Source organism: Pseudonocardia sp. CA-142604, assembly GCF_050948475.1.
Classification (GTDB): Bacteria; Actinomycetota; Actinomycetes; order Mycobacteriales; family Pseudonocardiaceae; genus Pseudonocardia; species Pseudonocardia alaniniphila.
In genome coordinates, this window is sequence record NZ_CP192045.1 from 6,678,077 (window position 1) to 6,693,457 (window position 15,381).

The following is a 15,381-nucleotide window of genomic DNA, read 5'->3' on the forward strand; positions in this document are numbered from 1 at the left end:
CTCAGGCACTCGGACATCGCGGACCACAGGCCGTTCCTGACCAACCCCGCCACGATCGCTTTCGCGGCGTACTCACAAGTCCAGCTGTACGAGATCGGTGTCTGCCGACGCACGTCGTGGGCAGAGCGTCGGCTCGACATCGTGATCCGCAAGGCCACCGCAAGACATGGCCCGAGGATGTACACGGAAGCAACACGCTCGTGTGGCAATCGGGTCGCACGTTCGCCCCGGCGGGTTCTGGGGTACGTCGGGGAATGGCCCGGAATCCGGATCCGCTGGACGTCCTCGGCGACGACGAGCGCGCCGGCCTGCCTCGCCGCGAGCCGGACTTCGTGGAGCCCATGCTCGCCCTCCTCACCCACGACCACTTCTCCGACCCCGAGTGGCTCTACGAGCGCAAGCTCGACGGCGAGCGGATGCTCGTCGTGCGTGACGGCCGGGGCACCAAGCTGTACTCCCGCACCCGTCACCCGTTGGAAGGCACGTATCCGGAGGTGGCGGAGGCACTGGACGCGTCGGCGCCGGAGAAGTTCGTGGCCGACGGCGAGGTGGTGGCGTTCGACGGCGACGAGACCAGCTTCTCGCGGCTGCAGGCACGGCTCGGCATCACCGACCCCGACCGGGCGCGGGCCACCGGGGTGGCCGTGATCCTCTACCTCTTCGACGTGCTGGGGGTCGGCGGGTACGACGTGACGGCGCTTCCGCTGCGCTCGCGCAAGCAGGTGCTCCAGGCGTCGCTTGATTTCACCGACCCGCTCCGGTTCAGCACCCATCGCAACACGGACGGCGAGGAGTACCTGCGGCAGGCGTGCGAGCGGGGTTGGGAGGGACTGATCGCCAAGCGCGCGGACTCCCCCTACCGGCCCGGGGCGCGTTCCGGTGACTGGCTCAAGTTCAAGTGCGTGCGCGGGCAGGAGTTCGTGGTGGGCGGGTACACGGACCCGGCCGGCTCCCGTATCGGGTTCGGGGCCCTGCTGGTCGGCTACCACGACGGTGACGGCGCGCTTCGCTACGCGGGCAAGGTCGGCACGGGTTTCGACCATCATGTGCTGGTGAGCTTGCGGGCGCAGTTCGACGAGATGGGGACGTCGGCATCGCCCTTCGCGGACCAGGTACGCGAGCGCGGGACGCACTGGCTGAGACCCGAGCTGGTGGCGCAGATCGGGTTCACCGAGTGGACGCGCGACGGGAGGCTGCGCCATCCCCGCTACCTCGGGCTCCGTGACGACAAGGCGGCCGCGGACGTGGTGCGTGAGGAGCCTCCCCGATGACGACCCAGCAGGGGATCTCCCGGCCGGACAAGGTGCTCTACCCCGACTCGGGCTACACCAAGGCCGATCTCGCCGAGTACTACGAATATGTCGCGGAGTGGATGCTGCCCCACCTCGCGGGGCGGCCGCTCGTGCTGCACCGCTTCCCGGACGGGATCGGGAAGTCGGGCTTCTACCAGAAGCAGGCGCCGGACCACCTCCCCGACTTCGTGGAGACCACGACGGTCGCGTCCGGCAACGAGCGCGGAAGCGTCCGTCACCTGATGGTCGATGACGTCGACACCTTGCGGTACCTCGCCGACCAGGCCTGCCTCGAGCTGCACCGCTGGCTCTCGCGCGCCGACCGGATCGACGAACCCGACCTCTTGGTGATGGACATCGACCCGCCGGACGACGTGGATCTCGCGGTGCTCCGCCGCACGGTGCGTGCCACCTCCGAACTGCTGGAGGACCTCGGCCTCTCGACCTATCTCATGGCGACCGGCGGCAGCGGATACCACGTCGTCTCGCCGCTCGACCGCTCGGCGAGCTTCGACGACGTGCGTGAGCTGGTCAGGGGCGTGGCTGCGCGGCTCGCCGCCGACGCGCCCGACGAGCTCACCACGGAGCAGCGCATCGCGGCCCGGCGGGGCCGGATCTTCCTCGACACCAACCGCAACGCTTACGGCCAGACCGCCGTCAGCCCGTACTCGCCACGAGCCCGGCCCGGCGCCCCGGTCGCGACCCCCATCGAGATGAAGGAGCTCGGGAAGGTCGCCCCCGGCGGATACGACCTGCGCAGCGTCCGGCGCCGGCTCGCACAGAAGGGCGACCCGTGGGCACGGATCCACGGCGACGCCCGGTCCGCGGTGGACGCCAGGAGACGGCTCGACGAGCGAGCCTGAGACCGGCAGGTCAGCGATCCGCGCCGGCCGAGCGGGTGTGAGCCGTTCCCGCCGGCTCATCCGGCGCCTGTGTCACCCCGCTCGCGATCCACGGCGCCGACGGCCTGGGAGCGGCGGTGCAACGCGTGACGGTCGAGGAACCCGAGCACGACCCGCTCGGCCTCGTCGGAGAACTCCTCCCAGTAGCCGTGCCGCGCGCCGTCGATGATGTGCACCGTCGAGCCCGGGATCCGTTCGGCGAGCAGCAACGCGTTCTCCGGAACGTTGGTCGGGTCGTCGCTCCCGTGGATGATCAGTGTCGGCGCGGTGATCGAAGGCAACCGGTCCCAGGCGTCATGTGCCTGGCTGGCCTCGTAGTGCCGGGCCTGCGTGAGCGGCGGGGTGCCCACCCGCCAGTCCTGGCACACGCCGGGCCGCTCGGCACGGCCGTCGAGCCATGCCGGGGTGAACATCATCGCGTCCATGCCCGCCTTGTCGTCCGGCGTGGCCAGCAGCGCGTTCGCCCAGTCCGGGCGTGGCACGCCATGCCTGTCGCCAGGGGTCGTGGCGCCCAGCACGAGCGCGCCCACCCGATCGGGGTGATCGATCGCGACCCACTGTGCGACCCGGCCACCCATGGAGAAGCCGTACACGTGCGCCCTGGGCACGTCGAAGGCATCGAGAACGGCCACGGCGTCCGCGGCGAACCCCGGTGTCGAGTAGCCCTCTTCCGGCGACTCGCTGCGCCCCGTTCCCCGGTAGTCGAACACGAGCACCCGGTGCCGCTCGGCGAGCCGGTCGATCACCGCCCCCCACATGAGGTGGCTCGACGACTGCCCGGCCAGCAGGAGCAGCGGATCGCCCGACCCGCGCTCCTCGGCGTAGAGGCCCGCCCCGTCGCGTGTTCGTACCAGCACCTTCGGCTCCCTCGCCCGGTCCGTGATCCTCGTCCGGAGGAACAGTACGTCGACGGGTCCGCGTGCTGTCCGCGCCGCGGAGCGCATGGGCGTCCGGATTAGGGTCATGAACGTGCCGCCACCCTCGGTCCCGCTGCAGAAACTCGGATTCCTCACCATCGGCTCGTTCGATGGCGTGTCCCCCCGTGCAGGCCACGAGAGCACCCTCGAGGTCATCGAACTCGGGGAGCGGCTCGGGTTCGACGGGGCCTGGCTGCGCCACCGGCACCTGCAGTACGGCATCTCCTCCCCCGTCGCCGTCATGGCCGCGGCCACCCAGCGCACCAGCCGCATCGAGCTCGGCACGGCCGTCATCCCGTTGGGCTGGGAGAACCCGCTGCGGCTGGCCGAGGACCTCGCCACCGTCGACATCCTGTCCGGCGGCCGGATCAACCCCGGCGTGTCCGTGGGGCCGCCCATGCGTTTCGCCGAGGTCCGCGAAGCGCTCTACCCCGACACCGCCGACGTCGAGGACTTCACCTACGAGCGTGTGAAGCGCCTGGTCGGCCTGATCCGCGGCGAGCCTGCCAGCAACTTCCAGGGCACCGTCGGCATCGAGGAGTTCTCCGACCACGTGCAGCCCCACGCCCCGGGTCTCGCCGACCGCATCTGGTACGGCGCCGCCAGCCCCGGCTCCGCCAGGTGGGCAGGCGAACAGGGCCTGTCGCTGCTCACCAGCAGCGTGCTCAAGGCCGCGGGACCCGATGACACCACCGACTTCGCCACCCTGCAGCACGCCCAGATCCAGACCTTCCGCGCCGAGCACCCCGACGGCGAGAACGCCCGCGTCTCCCAGGGGCTCGTCGTCATCCCCACCGACACCGCCACGCCCGAGCAGCGCGCGAAGTACGCGGCCTACGTCGAGGCCCGCACCCCACGCACCGCCCGGCCGCAGGGTCCGGCCAACATGCTCTTCTCCCCGGACATCCTGGGCACTTCCGAGCAGGTCGCCGAGACGCTCTACGCCCACGCCGGCTTCCGCGACGTCAACGAGGTGGTCTTCGCCCTGCCGTTCGGTTTCGATCACGCGGACTACGTCCAGATCCTCACGGACATGGCCACCATGTTGGGCCCGGCCCTGGGCTGGTCACCCCGGAAGTAGTTGAAATCAATGCGCACTGGAACTATTTCGTGGATTTCAATCAATGATTATCAGCTGGCGACACCGTCCGCGGCGACCGTAAATTCCGGAGCATGACCGGAGAGTTGTGGAGATCCGTTGACGACTACCTCGACAGACTACTGATCGACCCCGACCCGGTGCTCGATGCCGCACTCGAGGCAAACAGGGCCGGCGCACTTCCATCTATTGATGTCTCCCCACAACAGGGCAAACTACTGCATTTACTAGCCTGTTCGATCGGTGCCCGCCGGATCCTGGAAGTCGGCACTCTGGGCGGCTACTCGACCATCTGGCTCGCCCGCGCCCTCCCATCGGACGGTCGGCTCATCACGTGTGAGATCGACCCGCACCGCGCCGAGGTCGCCACATCCAACATCGCGATGGCCGGACTCGCCGACGTCGTCGACCTACGCGTCGGCCCGGCCGACCATACGCTCAGCATTCTCGACGGAACTGTGGACGGCCCGTTCGACCTCACATTCATCGATGCCGACAAAAGTTCCGGCACGGAGTACTTCGAGCACGCACTGCGACTCTCGCGGCCTGGAAGCCTGATCATCGTGGACAACGTGGTCCGCGGCGGCCGCGTGGTCGACAACGAGACCACGGAGCCCACCGCGGTAGGAAGCCGCCGGCTTGCCGAGGCCGTGGCCCGGGAGAAGCGGGTGAGCGCAACCGTGATCCAGACAGTGGGGACGAAGGGCTACGACGGTTTTCTGCTCGCGCGGGTCGAGTAGAGATGGCCGATCCGGTTGAGTCCGTAGGTACTTTCGGCATCGCGGTCGCCGTCCCGACCGCACCCTCGACGAGCTGCGCAGGCACCTCGACGTTGTCCCGTTAACCGGGCTGCTCCGGCGCCGGCTCACAGCGAGGCCGGGCTACGCGGCGGTTCCGCCGCCCGCGCCGACCAAGCGACCATGCCCTCGGGGCCGGCAGAGTCCGCCGTCTCCACATCCGCCGTCTCCGAGGAAGATCACCGAACCGGTACCGGGAACCGTGTCATTTACCGCTGCAGGTCCCGAACCGATGATCATGATCGAACCGGACGACCGACGGGCCGGTGACAACACCGGCTACCGGGGCAAGATCGTCATTCTGGACCCGGGAACGGCATCATCCGCCGCTGCCCGTACCCAAACGTCGATCATGGACCGCGCCCGGACCCCGAGCGCCACAGGAGCCCGACCCCATCCGGTATAGCCACCGACCGGAGGCGCAGAACCGCGCCATCTCACCACAGACGGGCCCCAACGAACGATCACCGGACGGCACAGGGCGCTGGCCTTGAGCGGGCCCGCCGCCTTCGGGGCAAGATCGTCACTCCGGACCCGAGAACGGCCGCATTTGCCGCTGCCCGCACCCAACCGTCGATCACCGAACCGCACCGACCGCCGGATGCGATTGACAACGCCGACAACCGGGCAAGATCGCCATTCTGGACCCGAAAACGGCTGGATCTGCCGCTGCCGGCACCCAATCGTCGATCATGGCCGACGCCCTGGACCCGGCAGCGCCACATCACCCGTCCCGATCCGGGATATGCGCCGACCGGACGCCGGAAGCCCGCCCCACCGCTGCCGGGCTCGAACGAACGATCATCGGACGGGACAGGGCGCTGGCCTTGAGCGGGCCCGCCACCTTCGGGGCAAGATCGTCATTCCGGACCCGGGAACGGCACTATCTGCCGCTGCACGCCACCCAACTGTCGATCATGAGACGCGGGACAGGCAGGGCCAGGCCCCACCGCCTCCCCGGAAGATCGCCGAACCGACACCCGGCACCGCGTCACTCACCACTGCCGGGCCGGTCCAACCGAACGACACCGGGTTCCCAGTGAGCGACTACGCCGGCGCCCGACAGGAAGATCGCCGGTCGGGGAACCGCATCTGCCGCTGCCCGCTCCCAACCCTCGATCATGAGCCGGACTGAAGAGAATGATCGTCGATCGGACACCGGGAACGGCGTCATCTCCGCTGCTGGCCCCACCTACGGTCATCGCTCAGCCGAGTCTCGAACGCCTCGTACGGGCAGCTGTCGTAGACATCAAGCGTAGACATCGGTCGTAGCCTTAGGGCATGGACGCGTACCGGCAGTCCCACGGGCAGGGAGGGCTCCAGGCGTCTGCTTGGTCGCGAGCCTGGTGTCCGTCGGGATGGTGGTCGCCGCAATCACAGGTCTCGGTTCTTGCGGTCGGCGACTCTCCGAGCTCAGATCACTGCTCCTACTGGCTGAGGAACGCCCGATGACCAGCAAGCCGCTCCCCCGTCGCCGCGACGCAGCGGCCAGCCGCGAACGACTGTTGCGCGCTGCGGCCGAGCTTTTCGCGGATCGTGGGTTCGAGCAGAGCACTGCCCGTGACATCGGTGAACGCGCCGGGGTCGACCCGACGATGATTGCGCGGTACTTCGGTGGGAAGGCACAGCTTTACATCGCCGTCCTCCAGGCGGAAGACAGCTCCGAAGCACCGGCCGATATTCGTGACCGCAGCCGACTGGCAGGCCTTCTCGACCGCTTCGGACGTCACGGCCCCGGTCCGATCCTTCAAGCTGCCGTACGCCCCTACGACGACCCGGCGGCCCAGGCCGCTGCCGCTGCCGCACTCGAGAACCGCCTTATCGATCCACTCCGCCAACGGCTTGCTCGTGAGGGTGAAGAGCGTCCTGATCTCTTGGCCGAGCTGCTGGTCGCGGCGTTCATCGGTGTTGTCATCAGTCGGCATGCCGGAACCTTCGAGCACCTAGCCCAGGCGACGACCGCCGACATCCTCTCGCTCCTCGACGGTCTGCTCGGGGCTAGCTGATTCGACGCCGGATCTTCGCCGGACTCCGCTCTCCAACGACCTCGCCGGCCCGGCCGCGAGCGCCCCGCAGGCCGAGTAGGCCAGCCGCCAGGCTCGCGGATAGCGGGAGGTGATCAACGCGACGACCGGCGGCCGTCGCGCGCCTCGGTCGGGCCGGCACCGATCCCCACCAGCCGAGCAGGAAATCCACCTCACCCGCGGAACCGCCGCCGTCTGCGATCTGCGGTCCACACTGCACCGCGCCGCGCGAAAGTCGCCGGCCGGAGTCCTCGGTCGCCGCGTCACGCCCGCTGCTCGACCTCCGCCCGCAACGCCGGGAAGTCCGGCGCGAACGACTGAGCAGTCTGCAGTACACGGACGAGCGCACCGGTGCTTCCTGCGTCGGACCAGACGCAGACCGAGACCGGCACGCCGTTGAGGGTGCCGTCGCCGCAACGGGCGAGCCCGCCCAGCGGCCCGGGGTCGGCCTCGATGTAGCTGTCGACGCCGAGTTCCTCGCTCACGCCGGAGATGAACTGGCTCAGCCGGCTCTGTGGCGTGCCGCTGGTCGAGGCCACCGCGGTGACGATGACGATGTCCTGGGTCGCGGCGTTGCCGTAGATCCCCTGTGCGGTGGCCGTCACCCCCGGCACCCCCGAATCGTCGGCGCTTTCGTCACTGTCGTCGGTGCCGATCCGCGGCCTGTTCCCCAGCGTGTCCGGGGCCACCACGGTGATCGGCGCGGCGGAGTCCGGAACTGCCGGGCTGGAGACGCCGACCGCTCCCACCCCTGCATCCGGCTGCCCGGACTGCGACCCGGCCGGCTGCGCCGTCGAGCCACCGAACACGCCGGCGACCTTGTCGGGCGCCACGGCGTACGCCCCGCCGATCGCTGCTGCGCCCAACGCCACCACCACGGCGGCGATCAAGCCGACCCGGAGCCAAGGCTTGCGAGACGAGTGGACCCGCCCACCGTCTGCGCCGGTCGCAACCGGAAACTGCGCCGGGCTCGCGGGCGTCGAGTACGGGATTGGGTAGGGCTTCGTGTGCGGATCGACCTGTTGCGACATCGCTGACTCCATCTCGGCGCTGGCTACATGATCGTCACGCGTCCTACGAGAATCCGGTTCAGTGCCGCGTCGATGCCGTGGTTGGCCTCAGTTGTCGTCGAAGCGGGCGGAGCAGGTGGCCGCGGTTCAACGGCGCATCCCGTAGTGTCGTGCGAGCAAGAGAGCAGCTAGTGCGGCCGCGATCATCGGAACTCCCATCGCGCAGATCACCGTGCTCGCCGGCCACTTCGCCGTCAGCGCCGCGCCGACCACGAGTGGTCCGAGGATGCCGCCGACCCTCCCTACGCCCAGTGCCCAGCCCACCCCTGTTGAGCGCATCGACGCTGGATAGAACACGGTCGTCAGCGCGATCAAGCTGTTCATCCCGCCGACGATGCAGGCCCCGGTGAGCAGTGCGGCGGCGAACAGGACCCACAACGGCGCCCCGAGGGCGAGCCCGGTGAGCGCCACGAACAGGAAGCCACCGATCTGCTGCGCAGCGACCGTCGCGTACGGGCCGACACGGCCCATGGCCGGTCCGGTGACGACGGTCGCCACCAGGCCGCCGATGACGATGAGTGTGGTGACCGTAACGACCGTCGCGTTATCGAAGTGCAATCCGGTCATGATCGTCGGAAGCCAGCTCTGCAACGAGTAGAACTCAGCAATATTGACGCCGAAGAGTATCCAGAGCAGGAGCGTACCCAGCATTCGGTTTTCCGCGAAAACGTTGGCCAGAGCGGTTCGTTTGCCGCCGCCCTCTGCGTCCACGGCGAATGTCGGGGTGTCACCGACCGGCAACGAGCGATCCATCCTGCGCAGGACAAGCAAAATGCGCCTCGAGTCGACGCCCCGCTTGATCATGAACACCGGCGACTCCGGCAGGAACCGCAACAGCAGCACCACCAGCACGAGTGGGGTGAGCCCACCCGCCCAGAACATCGATCTCCAGCCATAGACAGGCAGCAGCCAGCCGGAAGCCACACCGGCGACAGCGATGCCGACCACGAAGCCGGAGTAGATCACCAGCACGAGCGTGGCGCGAAGCCGTTTCGGGCTGAACTCCCCGGTCAGCGCCACGCAGCTCGGGCACGCCGCACCCAGGGCCAGACCTGTGCAGAACCGCAGCACGATCAGCCCGGTCAGGTCACCCGCCCACGCCGCTCCGAGCGTGCACCCGGCGAACCCCACGGTTGCGCCGACGATCACACGCTTGTGCCCGAGACGATCGGACAACGGAGAAAGCAGGAGATACCCGACCATCAGCCCGACGAGCGCCGAGGAGAAGATCGGGCCGAGGAGCTGAACGGACAGGTTCCACTCGTGCGCGATCAGCGGCGCCGCGTAGCTGATTGCCTGGGTGTCGAACCCATCGAGCAGCATGACGAGGCCACACAGAGTGATCACGACGTACTGGAAGGGGCTCATACGCCGTTCGTCGACGAAACCGGGCAGGCACAGTGGTGATGGACTCAGTGACATCCTCGTTCCGCTCCGGGGGGCGCCGGCGACCCCCTCGGTAGATGATCGAGATCGGGTGACCATATGACGGAAGCCGTTTTTACTCATCTGTACCCGACGGAAACAAGCGAAGATTCCGAGGGCGAACTTGTGATGCTCTCCCCAGGGCGTCGGTGATGCCTCGCGAGGACACCCGGAGCGCTCTTACATGCGTCATCGGCTGCGCACCGTCGCGGGGGACAACGACAGAAAGGGCCGCGATCACGTCGCCGCCCGGCGAGTACACCGGAGTCCCGACTCCCAGCGCGTCTGGCGTGATGTATCCGTCGCAGACGACGTAGCCGCGGGTGCGGATATTGGCGAGTATTCGACGCAGCTCGGCCGGATCGGTCGGGGTGTTGGGCGTGTAAGCGCGCATCGGAGCCGACAAAAAGGAATCCTGCATGTTGACACTGGAGTGCGCCAGCAGGACCAGTCCGCCCGTCGTCGCGTGCAGCGGTTGCCTGTCGCCGATCTGGGTAACATTGGTCACCGCACCTCGGGTGGACAACCGCTCGATCACGAGCGCGCCGCAGCCCTCGAGAACGTAGAGCTGCGCATGCTGGCGGGTGGCTGCGTGCAGGTCCTCCATGAATGGCATCGCAGCCTCACGCAGGCCGAGCGCACGGGGCGCCCTGGACGCGATCTCCCAAAGTCGGACGCCGACATGGAGCCGGCGGTCGCTGCCGCGCTCCAGCAACCCCATCTCGAGCAACTCGGCGACAATACGATAAACGGTCGGAACCGGAAGCCCTGAACGCTGCGAGATGCGGCTGACAGTGAGCGCAGCGTTGTCCTGGTCGAAGGTCTCGAGCACAGACAAAACCCGCGCGAGCGCGGATCGCCCGGCTGATTTATGGGCCATCGCCATCCTTTCCGCTCCGCGCGAGATCGCGTGAGCGAACCCGTGAGACCGATGATGCAGTCGTGGATCCCTCCCGCAGCGCCCGCGCCTCTGTGGGTAGCAGTCTACGGGCCAGAACGCGCCGGAAAATGGAGCGATCCGGCGGATCGACCTCCCGAATCAGGCTTCGCACCCCCAGCCGATCCTTACGAGATCGCGAGATCAACTGGACCGTGCGCGTGGCCGGTCCTGGCGTTGCCGAGAATGACAGTCGCGACGCACTCAGGCCAACAGCGATTTCGATGAACGAGAAGCTGTTCGGCCGTCGCAGTTCGGGTCGAATGCCGCCGCGCACGACCGGTTCGATGGATGATGAGTTGTGCGGTAACGCCGACAAACCGGCTTTGGCGGTTACCGCCGGGCCTTCAGCCGGACCGGTGCACAGACGCAGCAATGGTTCATGCACCGAATTTGCGAAGATTGCGCCATACGGGCGCGCGAGAGACGGCTCGCCAGAGATGTCCCGGTCGGCCGAGCACGCGCACCGGTTCGTGGGAGTCGGGCGCGGCCGCCTGCGAAGTCCGGTGGGCGCACAGCGGCACGCCATGACCTGCACCACCTCTGCCTCATTGTTAGCCACCAACCGTAGACATCGAGTGTAGACTTCCTGCGGCGTGTACGGGTCGCCATCGCCGGGACAGTGGCTGACCGGGTCGGGCTCAGGCTCGGCGCTGATGGCAGATGGTCGCGGTGTAGATGACGCGCCGGCCGCCATGGACGGTCGTGCGCTTCTCCTCCTCGAGCCCGAGGTTGACGGCGACGTGCTGCGAGGGGATGTTGGCCGGGTCGATGATCGCAATGAGGCGGCGCAGGCCGAGGACGTCGCGGGCGAAGTCGCGGCAGGCTGTGGCCGCCTCTGTGGCGTAGCCGTTGCCCTGCAGGCCGGCGCGGATGTGGTAGCCGACCTCGATTTCCTCTGCGCCGTCCACCCGCTGAGGTGTGAGCCCGCAATCGCCGGCGAACTCGCTCGTGGCACGGACGATAACCGCCCACAGCCCGAATCCGCGCTGACAGTAGAGCCGCTGATTCCAATCGATCCAGGCCTGCGCTTCGTCTCGGCTCTTCGGCGCGGGGTAGTAGCGCATCACCTCGGGATCGCCGAGCAGCGCGGCCATGTCGTCGAGATCGGCGTTGGTCATCTCCCGCAGGATGAGCCGAGGAGTGGTCAGCACGGTGCGCGGGTTGCCCCCGCCCTGGTGCGGTGCAGAGCCCATTCAGAAGATCATCGACCTGCACCCACCCGACGTCGATCGGCCACGTCCGTGAGTGCATCAGCGAGCGCGGCAATGGGTGGCGTAAGCCTGCTCGCCGAGGCGGCGGCGCCACCTCGGCGAGCGTCTTGGGCAGTGCTCAAATCCCCGCCCGGATCAGGTCGGCACCCCGTTCCGCGATCATGATCGTCGCGACGTTGGTGTTGACGCACGGAACGCGAGGCATCACCGAGGCGTCGACCACCCGCAGGTGCTCGACGCCTCGTACGCGCAGGTCCGGGGCGACCACCGCGTCGTCCCCCGTCCCCATCACACAAGTGCCCACCGGATGGAAGTAGGTGCCCGTACCACGCCGGACGAATCCCTCGAGATCATCGGCACCGTCCACAGCCGCACCGGGATACACCTCGGCCCCACGCCAGTCATCGAAGGCGCCATCGGCGACGATCGCACGCGCCGTCTCGACCCCTCGAACGAGACGGCGGCGGTCGCGGGCCTCGACCAGGTACCGCGGGTCGATCAGCGGCAGAGAGTCAGGGTCACCGTCCTGGAGCCGGATCGTGCCGCGGCTGTCGGGCACCGTCGCGACAGCCAGCGTGAAGCTGTTCGGCGGTGCCTGCATCCCGGCCTGCAGCAGGGGCACGTGAACGAACTGCATCTGCATGTCCGGGCCGGAAAGCGACTCGTCGCTGCGCCACAGCAGCGCAGCCTCGGAGAGGTTGGCCGAGCCCGGCGGGATCACCCGCTTCGCCTCGTAGACCACGCTGGTCAGCGGGTGGTCGTGCAGGTTGCGCCCGACGCCGGGCGCATCGTGCACGACCTCGACCCCCACGGCGCGCAGTTCGTCAGCAGGCCCGATCCCCGACAGCAGCAGCAGGCGCGGGGAGTCCACCGCACCGCAGGAGACGATGACCTCCCGGGCGGCGAGGACGTCGGTTACCGCGTTTGCCTGCTGGACCCGCACGCCCTCGCAGCGGGAACCGCGAAGAATCAGCTTCACGGCGCGCGACTCGGTGAGCACGGTCAGGTTCTGTCGTTCCAGGACAGCGGGTGTCAGGTAGGCGCCTGCGACGCTCTGCCGCCGACCGCCGGTGATCGAGAGATCCTGCCACCCCGCACCCTCCTGGATCTCGGCGTTGAAGTCGGCAGTTGTCGGGTGGCCGACGGCGCCCGCTGCGTCGAGAAACACCGCCGAGAGTGGGTTCGGATCCTGAGCCTGGCTCGGCCGCATGGGCCCGTCCGTGCCACGGAAGCGCGGGTCGCCCGTGGGTACCGACTCCATCCGCCGGAAATAAGGAAGCACGTCGTCGAACGCCCAACCGGTCGCGCCCTGCCTGTCCCACTGGTCGTAGTCGTTGCGATGCCCACGCAGATAGACCATTCCGTTGATCGCGCTGCTGCCACCGATCGCCCGTCCGCGCGGCCAGTCGACCTGGACCCCGCCCAACTCGCGTTGCGGCGTCGTGCGGTAGCCGTAGTCGATCTCGCTACCCATCAGGGTCGGCCAAACGGTCGGATCATGGACCTCGGGCCGGACATCACGTGACCCGTTCTCGAGGAGGAGAACGCTCACGTCGGGTTGCTCGGACAGACGGGAGGCGAGAACGCATCCCGCCGAACCCGCGCCGACGATGACGTAGTCGAAGGTCGTGCTCATCAGAAACTCCTGATCGATGGATTCGCCCGCACGACGGTGACCAGCGAGCCGGATGCGGGCGTGGTGGATCACGGGCCGGTCGGATCGACGGGCCCGTGGGTCGCGAAATGCGAGGCGCCAGGCAGGCGTGGCCGATGGCCGTGATTGCCGTAAGGGGCCGGCGCTTATCGGATTGCGGCTGCCTGCCGCTGCCGTCTGGCTACCAGAGTGCTCGTTCCCGGCCGGGTGACGTGGAAGTCGAACGACGGGTTGAGCGTGGCTGTCATCGTTTCCGTTCTCCTGGTGTCGCGCGGGTTGACATCATCGGTTGGGGTCACTTTCTTCGTTTCCTGCATGGGCGCGGTGCCCTCTCCGTAACGGTGGGATCGAGGGGACTTCGGGCGCGTTCTTGATGTCCTCGGCGGTCATCCTGAACTGCTCGGGGTAGGTCTCACGTCGGGTGCGACGAGCGGGCTCGGTGGTTCGCCACATGTACAGGCATTGCCGGCACTGCAACACGTCCCACACGCCGGGTACGGGTGAGGTGTACTGCTGCTCGACGGCGCTGCAGGCGCAGCGCGGACAGATCGGCTCGATGGTCATTTCCGTGCCCTTTCCAGAAGTCGATATCTCGGCCGAATCGGTGGCGGAATCAGTGCTGCGCCGAGAGACGCTGTAGGCGGCTCAACCACTCGGCGGTCTCCGGCAGGTCACGAACCTGGGTGCTGTAGTGGCCGCGACGGTCAGGCTCGACCGGGGTGGTGGCGTCGATGATGAGTTTGTCGACGATGCCCGGGGTCTGCGCCTGCGGGGCCAACTCCAGGACCGACAGGTTGGGGACGGTGACCAGGTCGCCGCGCGGGTTCATCTTGGTGGACAGGGCCCACATCACCTGCGGGAGGTTGAAGGGATCGACGTCCTCGTCGACGACGATCACGGTGGCCGCGTAACCGAGGCCGTGCGGAAGGGTGAGCACGCGCATACCGACCGCCTTGGCGAAGCCGCCGTAGCGCTTCTTGGTGGACACGATGACCACCAGGCCGTGGGTGTACATCGCGTTGACGGCCTGGACCTCCGGGAACTCGGCCTTGAGCTGTTCGTAGAGCGGGACGCAGGTGTTGGCGGCCATGAGATAGTCGATCTCCGTCCACGGCATGCCCAGGTAGAGGTGCTCGAAGATGGGCCTGGTGCGGTAGGAGATCCGGTCGATCCGGATCAGCGTCATGTTCCGCCCGCCCGAGTAATGCCCGGTGAACTCCCCGAACGGGCCCTCGATCTCGCGCTTGCGTCCCTCGATCACACCTTCGATGACGACCTCGCTGCCCCACGGCACGGGCAGCCCGGTCAACGGAGCCTTCGCAATCGGAACAGGCGCACCACGCAGGGCGCCGGCCAACTCGTACTCGTTCTCGTCGTACCGCATAGGAGTGGAGGCGACGATCGAGATGACCGGGTCGTTTCCGAGCGTAATGGCGATCGGCAGGTCCTCCCCGACCTCCTCGGCCTTGCGCAGGTGCTGGGCGATGTCGTGCATGGGTACCGGCTGCAGCGCCAGCTTCCGCGGGCCCTTCACTTCGATGCGGTATATCCCGACGTTCTGGCTGGCGGAGTTGGCCGGATCCTCGGGATCCTTCGAGACCACCGCGGCCTTGTCGATGTAGAAGCCGCCGTCACCGTCGTTGAGCCGGATCAGCGGCAGTACCCGGAAGATGTCGACGTCGTCGCCCTCGACGGAGTTCTCCGCCCACGGCGGGTTTTCGCGCCACTCGGGGGCGACGGGGAACTCCGCCCAACGACGGATGAACTCCTCGACCTGTTCTCTGATGCCCGTTCCTTTCGCCAGTCCGAGGGCGAGGGCGTGGTTGGCCCAGGAGCCGTGGACGTTCATGGCTATCCGGGCGTCGGTGAAACCCTTGATGTTGTCGAAGTACAGGGCGGGAGCGGCGTCGCCCAGGCGTGGAGCGGCGTTCGCGGCGGCGGCGATATCCGGCTCGGGGAGCACTTCGTCGGTGATCCGTAACAACTGGCCCTCTGCGTCGAGGGTCTCCAGGAAACTGCGGAGGTCGTCGTATGCCATGGGTTTGTCCCC

The 15,381-nt window shown here is 67.9% G+C and carries 13 protein-coding genes; 5 read left to right on the forward strand and 8 right to left on the reverse strand.

Going from position 1 to position 15,381, the window contains the following annotated elements; all coding sequences use genetic code 11:
• The first annotated feature begins 254 nt into the window (after window positions 1–254).
• The gene (ligD, locus tag ACQPZQ_RS30235) at window positions 255–1,271 is read left to right on the forward strand and encodes a non-homologous end-joining DNA ligase (protein ID WP_433286367.1); all 1,017 of its coding nucleotides are present in this window, start codon (window positions 255–257) and stop codon (window positions 1,269–1,271) included.
• Window positions 1,268–2,155 (forward strand): non-homologous end-joining DNA ligase, encoded by an 888-nt coding sequence (gene ligD, locus ACQPZQ_RS30240; protein ID WP_433286370.1) that lies wholly within the window; start codon window positions 1,268–1,270, stop codon window positions 2,153–2,155. The genes ligD (ACQPZQ_RS30235) and ligD (ACQPZQ_RS30240) overlap by 4 nt, the downstream gene beginning before the upstream one ends.
• 56 nt (window positions 2,156–2,211) lie before the next feature.
• Here the strand turns inward: ligD (ACQPZQ_RS30240) and ACQPZQ_RS30245 are convergent, their stop codons facing one another.
• Window positions 2,212–3,051 (reverse strand): alpha/beta fold hydrolase, encoded by an 840-nt coding sequence (locus tag ACQPZQ_RS30245; RefSeq protein WP_433286372.1) that lies wholly within the window; start codon window positions 3,049–3,051, stop codon window positions 2,212–2,214.
• A 112-nt stretch (window positions 3,052–3,163) separates the two neighbouring features.
• Between ACQPZQ_RS30245 and ACQPZQ_RS30250 the strand changes: the two genes are divergently transcribed.
• The 3 genes from ACQPZQ_RS30250 to ACQPZQ_RS30260 all read left to right on the forward strand — a co-directional run bounded on the left by ACQPZQ_RS30250 (window position 3,164) and on the right by ACQPZQ_RS30260 (window position 7,013).
• Window positions 3,164–4,192, forward strand: coding sequence for an LLM class flavin-dependent oxidoreductase (locus tag ACQPZQ_RS30250; protein WP_433286374.1), 1,029 nt, complete (start codon window positions 3,164–3,166; stop codon window positions 4,190–4,192).
• A 92-nt stretch (window positions 4,193–4,284) separates the two neighbouring features.
• The gene (locus tag ACQPZQ_RS30255; protein WP_433286376.1) at window positions 4,285–4,950 is read left to right on the forward strand and encodes an O-methyltransferase; all 666 of its coding nucleotides are present in this window, start codon (window positions 4,285–4,287) and stop codon (window positions 4,948–4,950) included.
• A gap of 1,505 nt (window positions 4,951–6,455) precedes the next feature.
• Complete coding sequence (locus ACQPZQ_RS30260; protein ID WP_433286378.1) at window positions 6,456–7,013, forward strand: TetR family transcriptional regulator; 558 nt, start codon at window positions 6,456–6,458, stop codon at window positions 7,011–7,013.
• Between the two features lie 281 nt (window positions 7,014–7,294).
• Here ACQPZQ_RS30260 and ACQPZQ_RS30265 read toward each other — a convergent pair whose 3' ends face one another.
• From ACQPZQ_RS30265 to ACQPZQ_RS30295, 7 genes are all read right to left on the reverse strand, one after another.
• On the reverse strand, window positions 7,295–8,062 hold the full coding sequence (locus ACQPZQ_RS30265; protein ID WP_433286380.1) for a hypothetical protein: 768 nt from the start codon (window positions 8,060–8,062) through the stop codon (window positions 7,295–7,297).
• Window positions 8,063–8,188: 126 nt separating this feature from the next.
• Entirely contained in the window at window positions 8,189–9,469 is a 1,281-nt protein-coding gene (locus ACQPZQ_RS30270; protein ID WP_433286382.1) for an MFS transporter, read from the reverse strand.
• Window positions 9,470–9,602: 133 nt separating this feature from the next.
• Window positions 9,603–10,412 (reverse strand): IclR family transcriptional regulator, encoded by an 810-nt coding sequence (locus ACQPZQ_RS30275; RefSeq protein ID WP_433286384.1) that lies wholly within the window; start codon window positions 10,410–10,412, stop codon window positions 9,603–9,605.
• A 692-nt stretch (window positions 10,413–11,104) separates the two neighbouring features.
• The gene (locus tag ACQPZQ_RS30280; RefSeq protein WP_433286386.1) at window positions 11,105–11,659 is read right to left on the reverse strand and encodes a GNAT family N-acetyltransferase; all 555 of its coding nucleotides are present in this window, start codon (window positions 11,657–11,659) and stop codon (window positions 11,105–11,107) included.
• 136 nt (window positions 11,660–11,795) lie between these two features.
• On the reverse strand, window positions 11,796–13,313 hold the full coding sequence (locus ACQPZQ_RS30285) for a GMC family oxidoreductase (RefSeq protein ID WP_433286388.1): 1,518 nt from the start codon (window positions 13,311–13,313) through the stop codon (window positions 11,796–11,798).
• A gap of 300 nt (window positions 13,314–13,613) precedes the next feature.
• Window positions 13,614–13,895, reverse strand: a complete 282-nt coding sequence (locus tag ACQPZQ_RS30290; protein ID WP_433286390.1) for a non-oxidative hydroxyarylic acid decarboxylases subunit D — start codon at window positions 13,893–13,895, stop codon at window positions 13,614–13,616.
• 49 nt (window positions 13,896–13,944) lie between these two features.
• Window positions 13,945–15,369, reverse strand: coding sequence for a non-oxidative hydroxyarylic acid decarboxylases subunit C (locus ACQPZQ_RS30295; RefSeq protein WP_433286392.1), 1,425 nt, complete (start codon window positions 15,367–15,369; stop codon window positions 13,945–13,947).
• Between the last annotated feature and the right edge of the window lie 12 nt (window positions 15,370–15,381).

Coding starts and splice junctions, on each gene's coding strand:
- ligD (WP_433286367.1), top strand. CDS start 255: ATGGCCCGGAATCCGGATCCGCTGGACGTCCTCGGCGACGACGAGCGC.
- ligD (WP_433286370.1), top strand. CDS start 1,268: ATGACGACCCAGCAGGGGATCTCCCGGCCGGACAAGGTGCTCTACCCC.
- ACQPZQ_RS30255 (WP_433286376.1), top strand. CDS start 4,285: ATGACCGGAGAGTTGTGGAGATCCGTTGACGACTACCTCGACAGACTA.
- ACQPZQ_RS30260 (WP_433286378.1), top strand. CDS start 6,456: ATGACCAGCAAGCCGCTCCCCCGTCGCCGCGACGCAGCGGCCAGCCGC.
- ACQPZQ_RS30265 (WP_433286380.1), bottom strand. CDS start 8,062: ATGTCGCAACAGGTCGATCCGCACACGAAGCCCTACCCAATCCCGTAC.
- ACQPZQ_RS30270 (WP_433286382.1), bottom strand. CDS start 9,469: ATGAGCCCCTTCCAGTACGTCGTGATCACTCTGTGTGGCCTCGTCATG.
- ACQPZQ_RS30275 (WP_433286384.1), bottom strand. CDS start 10,412: ATGGCGATGGCCCATAAATCAGCCGGGCGATCCGCGCTCGCGCGGGTT.
- ACQPZQ_RS30280 (WP_433286386.1), bottom strand. CDS start 11,659: ATGGGCTCTGCACCGCACCAGGGCGGGGGCAACCCGCGCACCGTGCTG.
- ACQPZQ_RS30285 (WP_433286388.1), bottom strand. CDS start 13,313: ATGAGCACGACCTTCGACTACGTCATCGTCGGCGCGGGTTCGGCGGGA.
- ACQPZQ_RS30290 (WP_433286390.1), bottom strand. CDS start 13,895: ATGACCATCGAGCCGATCTGTCCGCGCTGCGCCTGCAGCGCCGTCGAG.
- ACQPZQ_RS30295 (WP_433286392.1), bottom strand. CDS start 15,369: ATGGCATACGACGACCTCCGCAGTTTCCTGGAGACCCTCGACGCAGAG.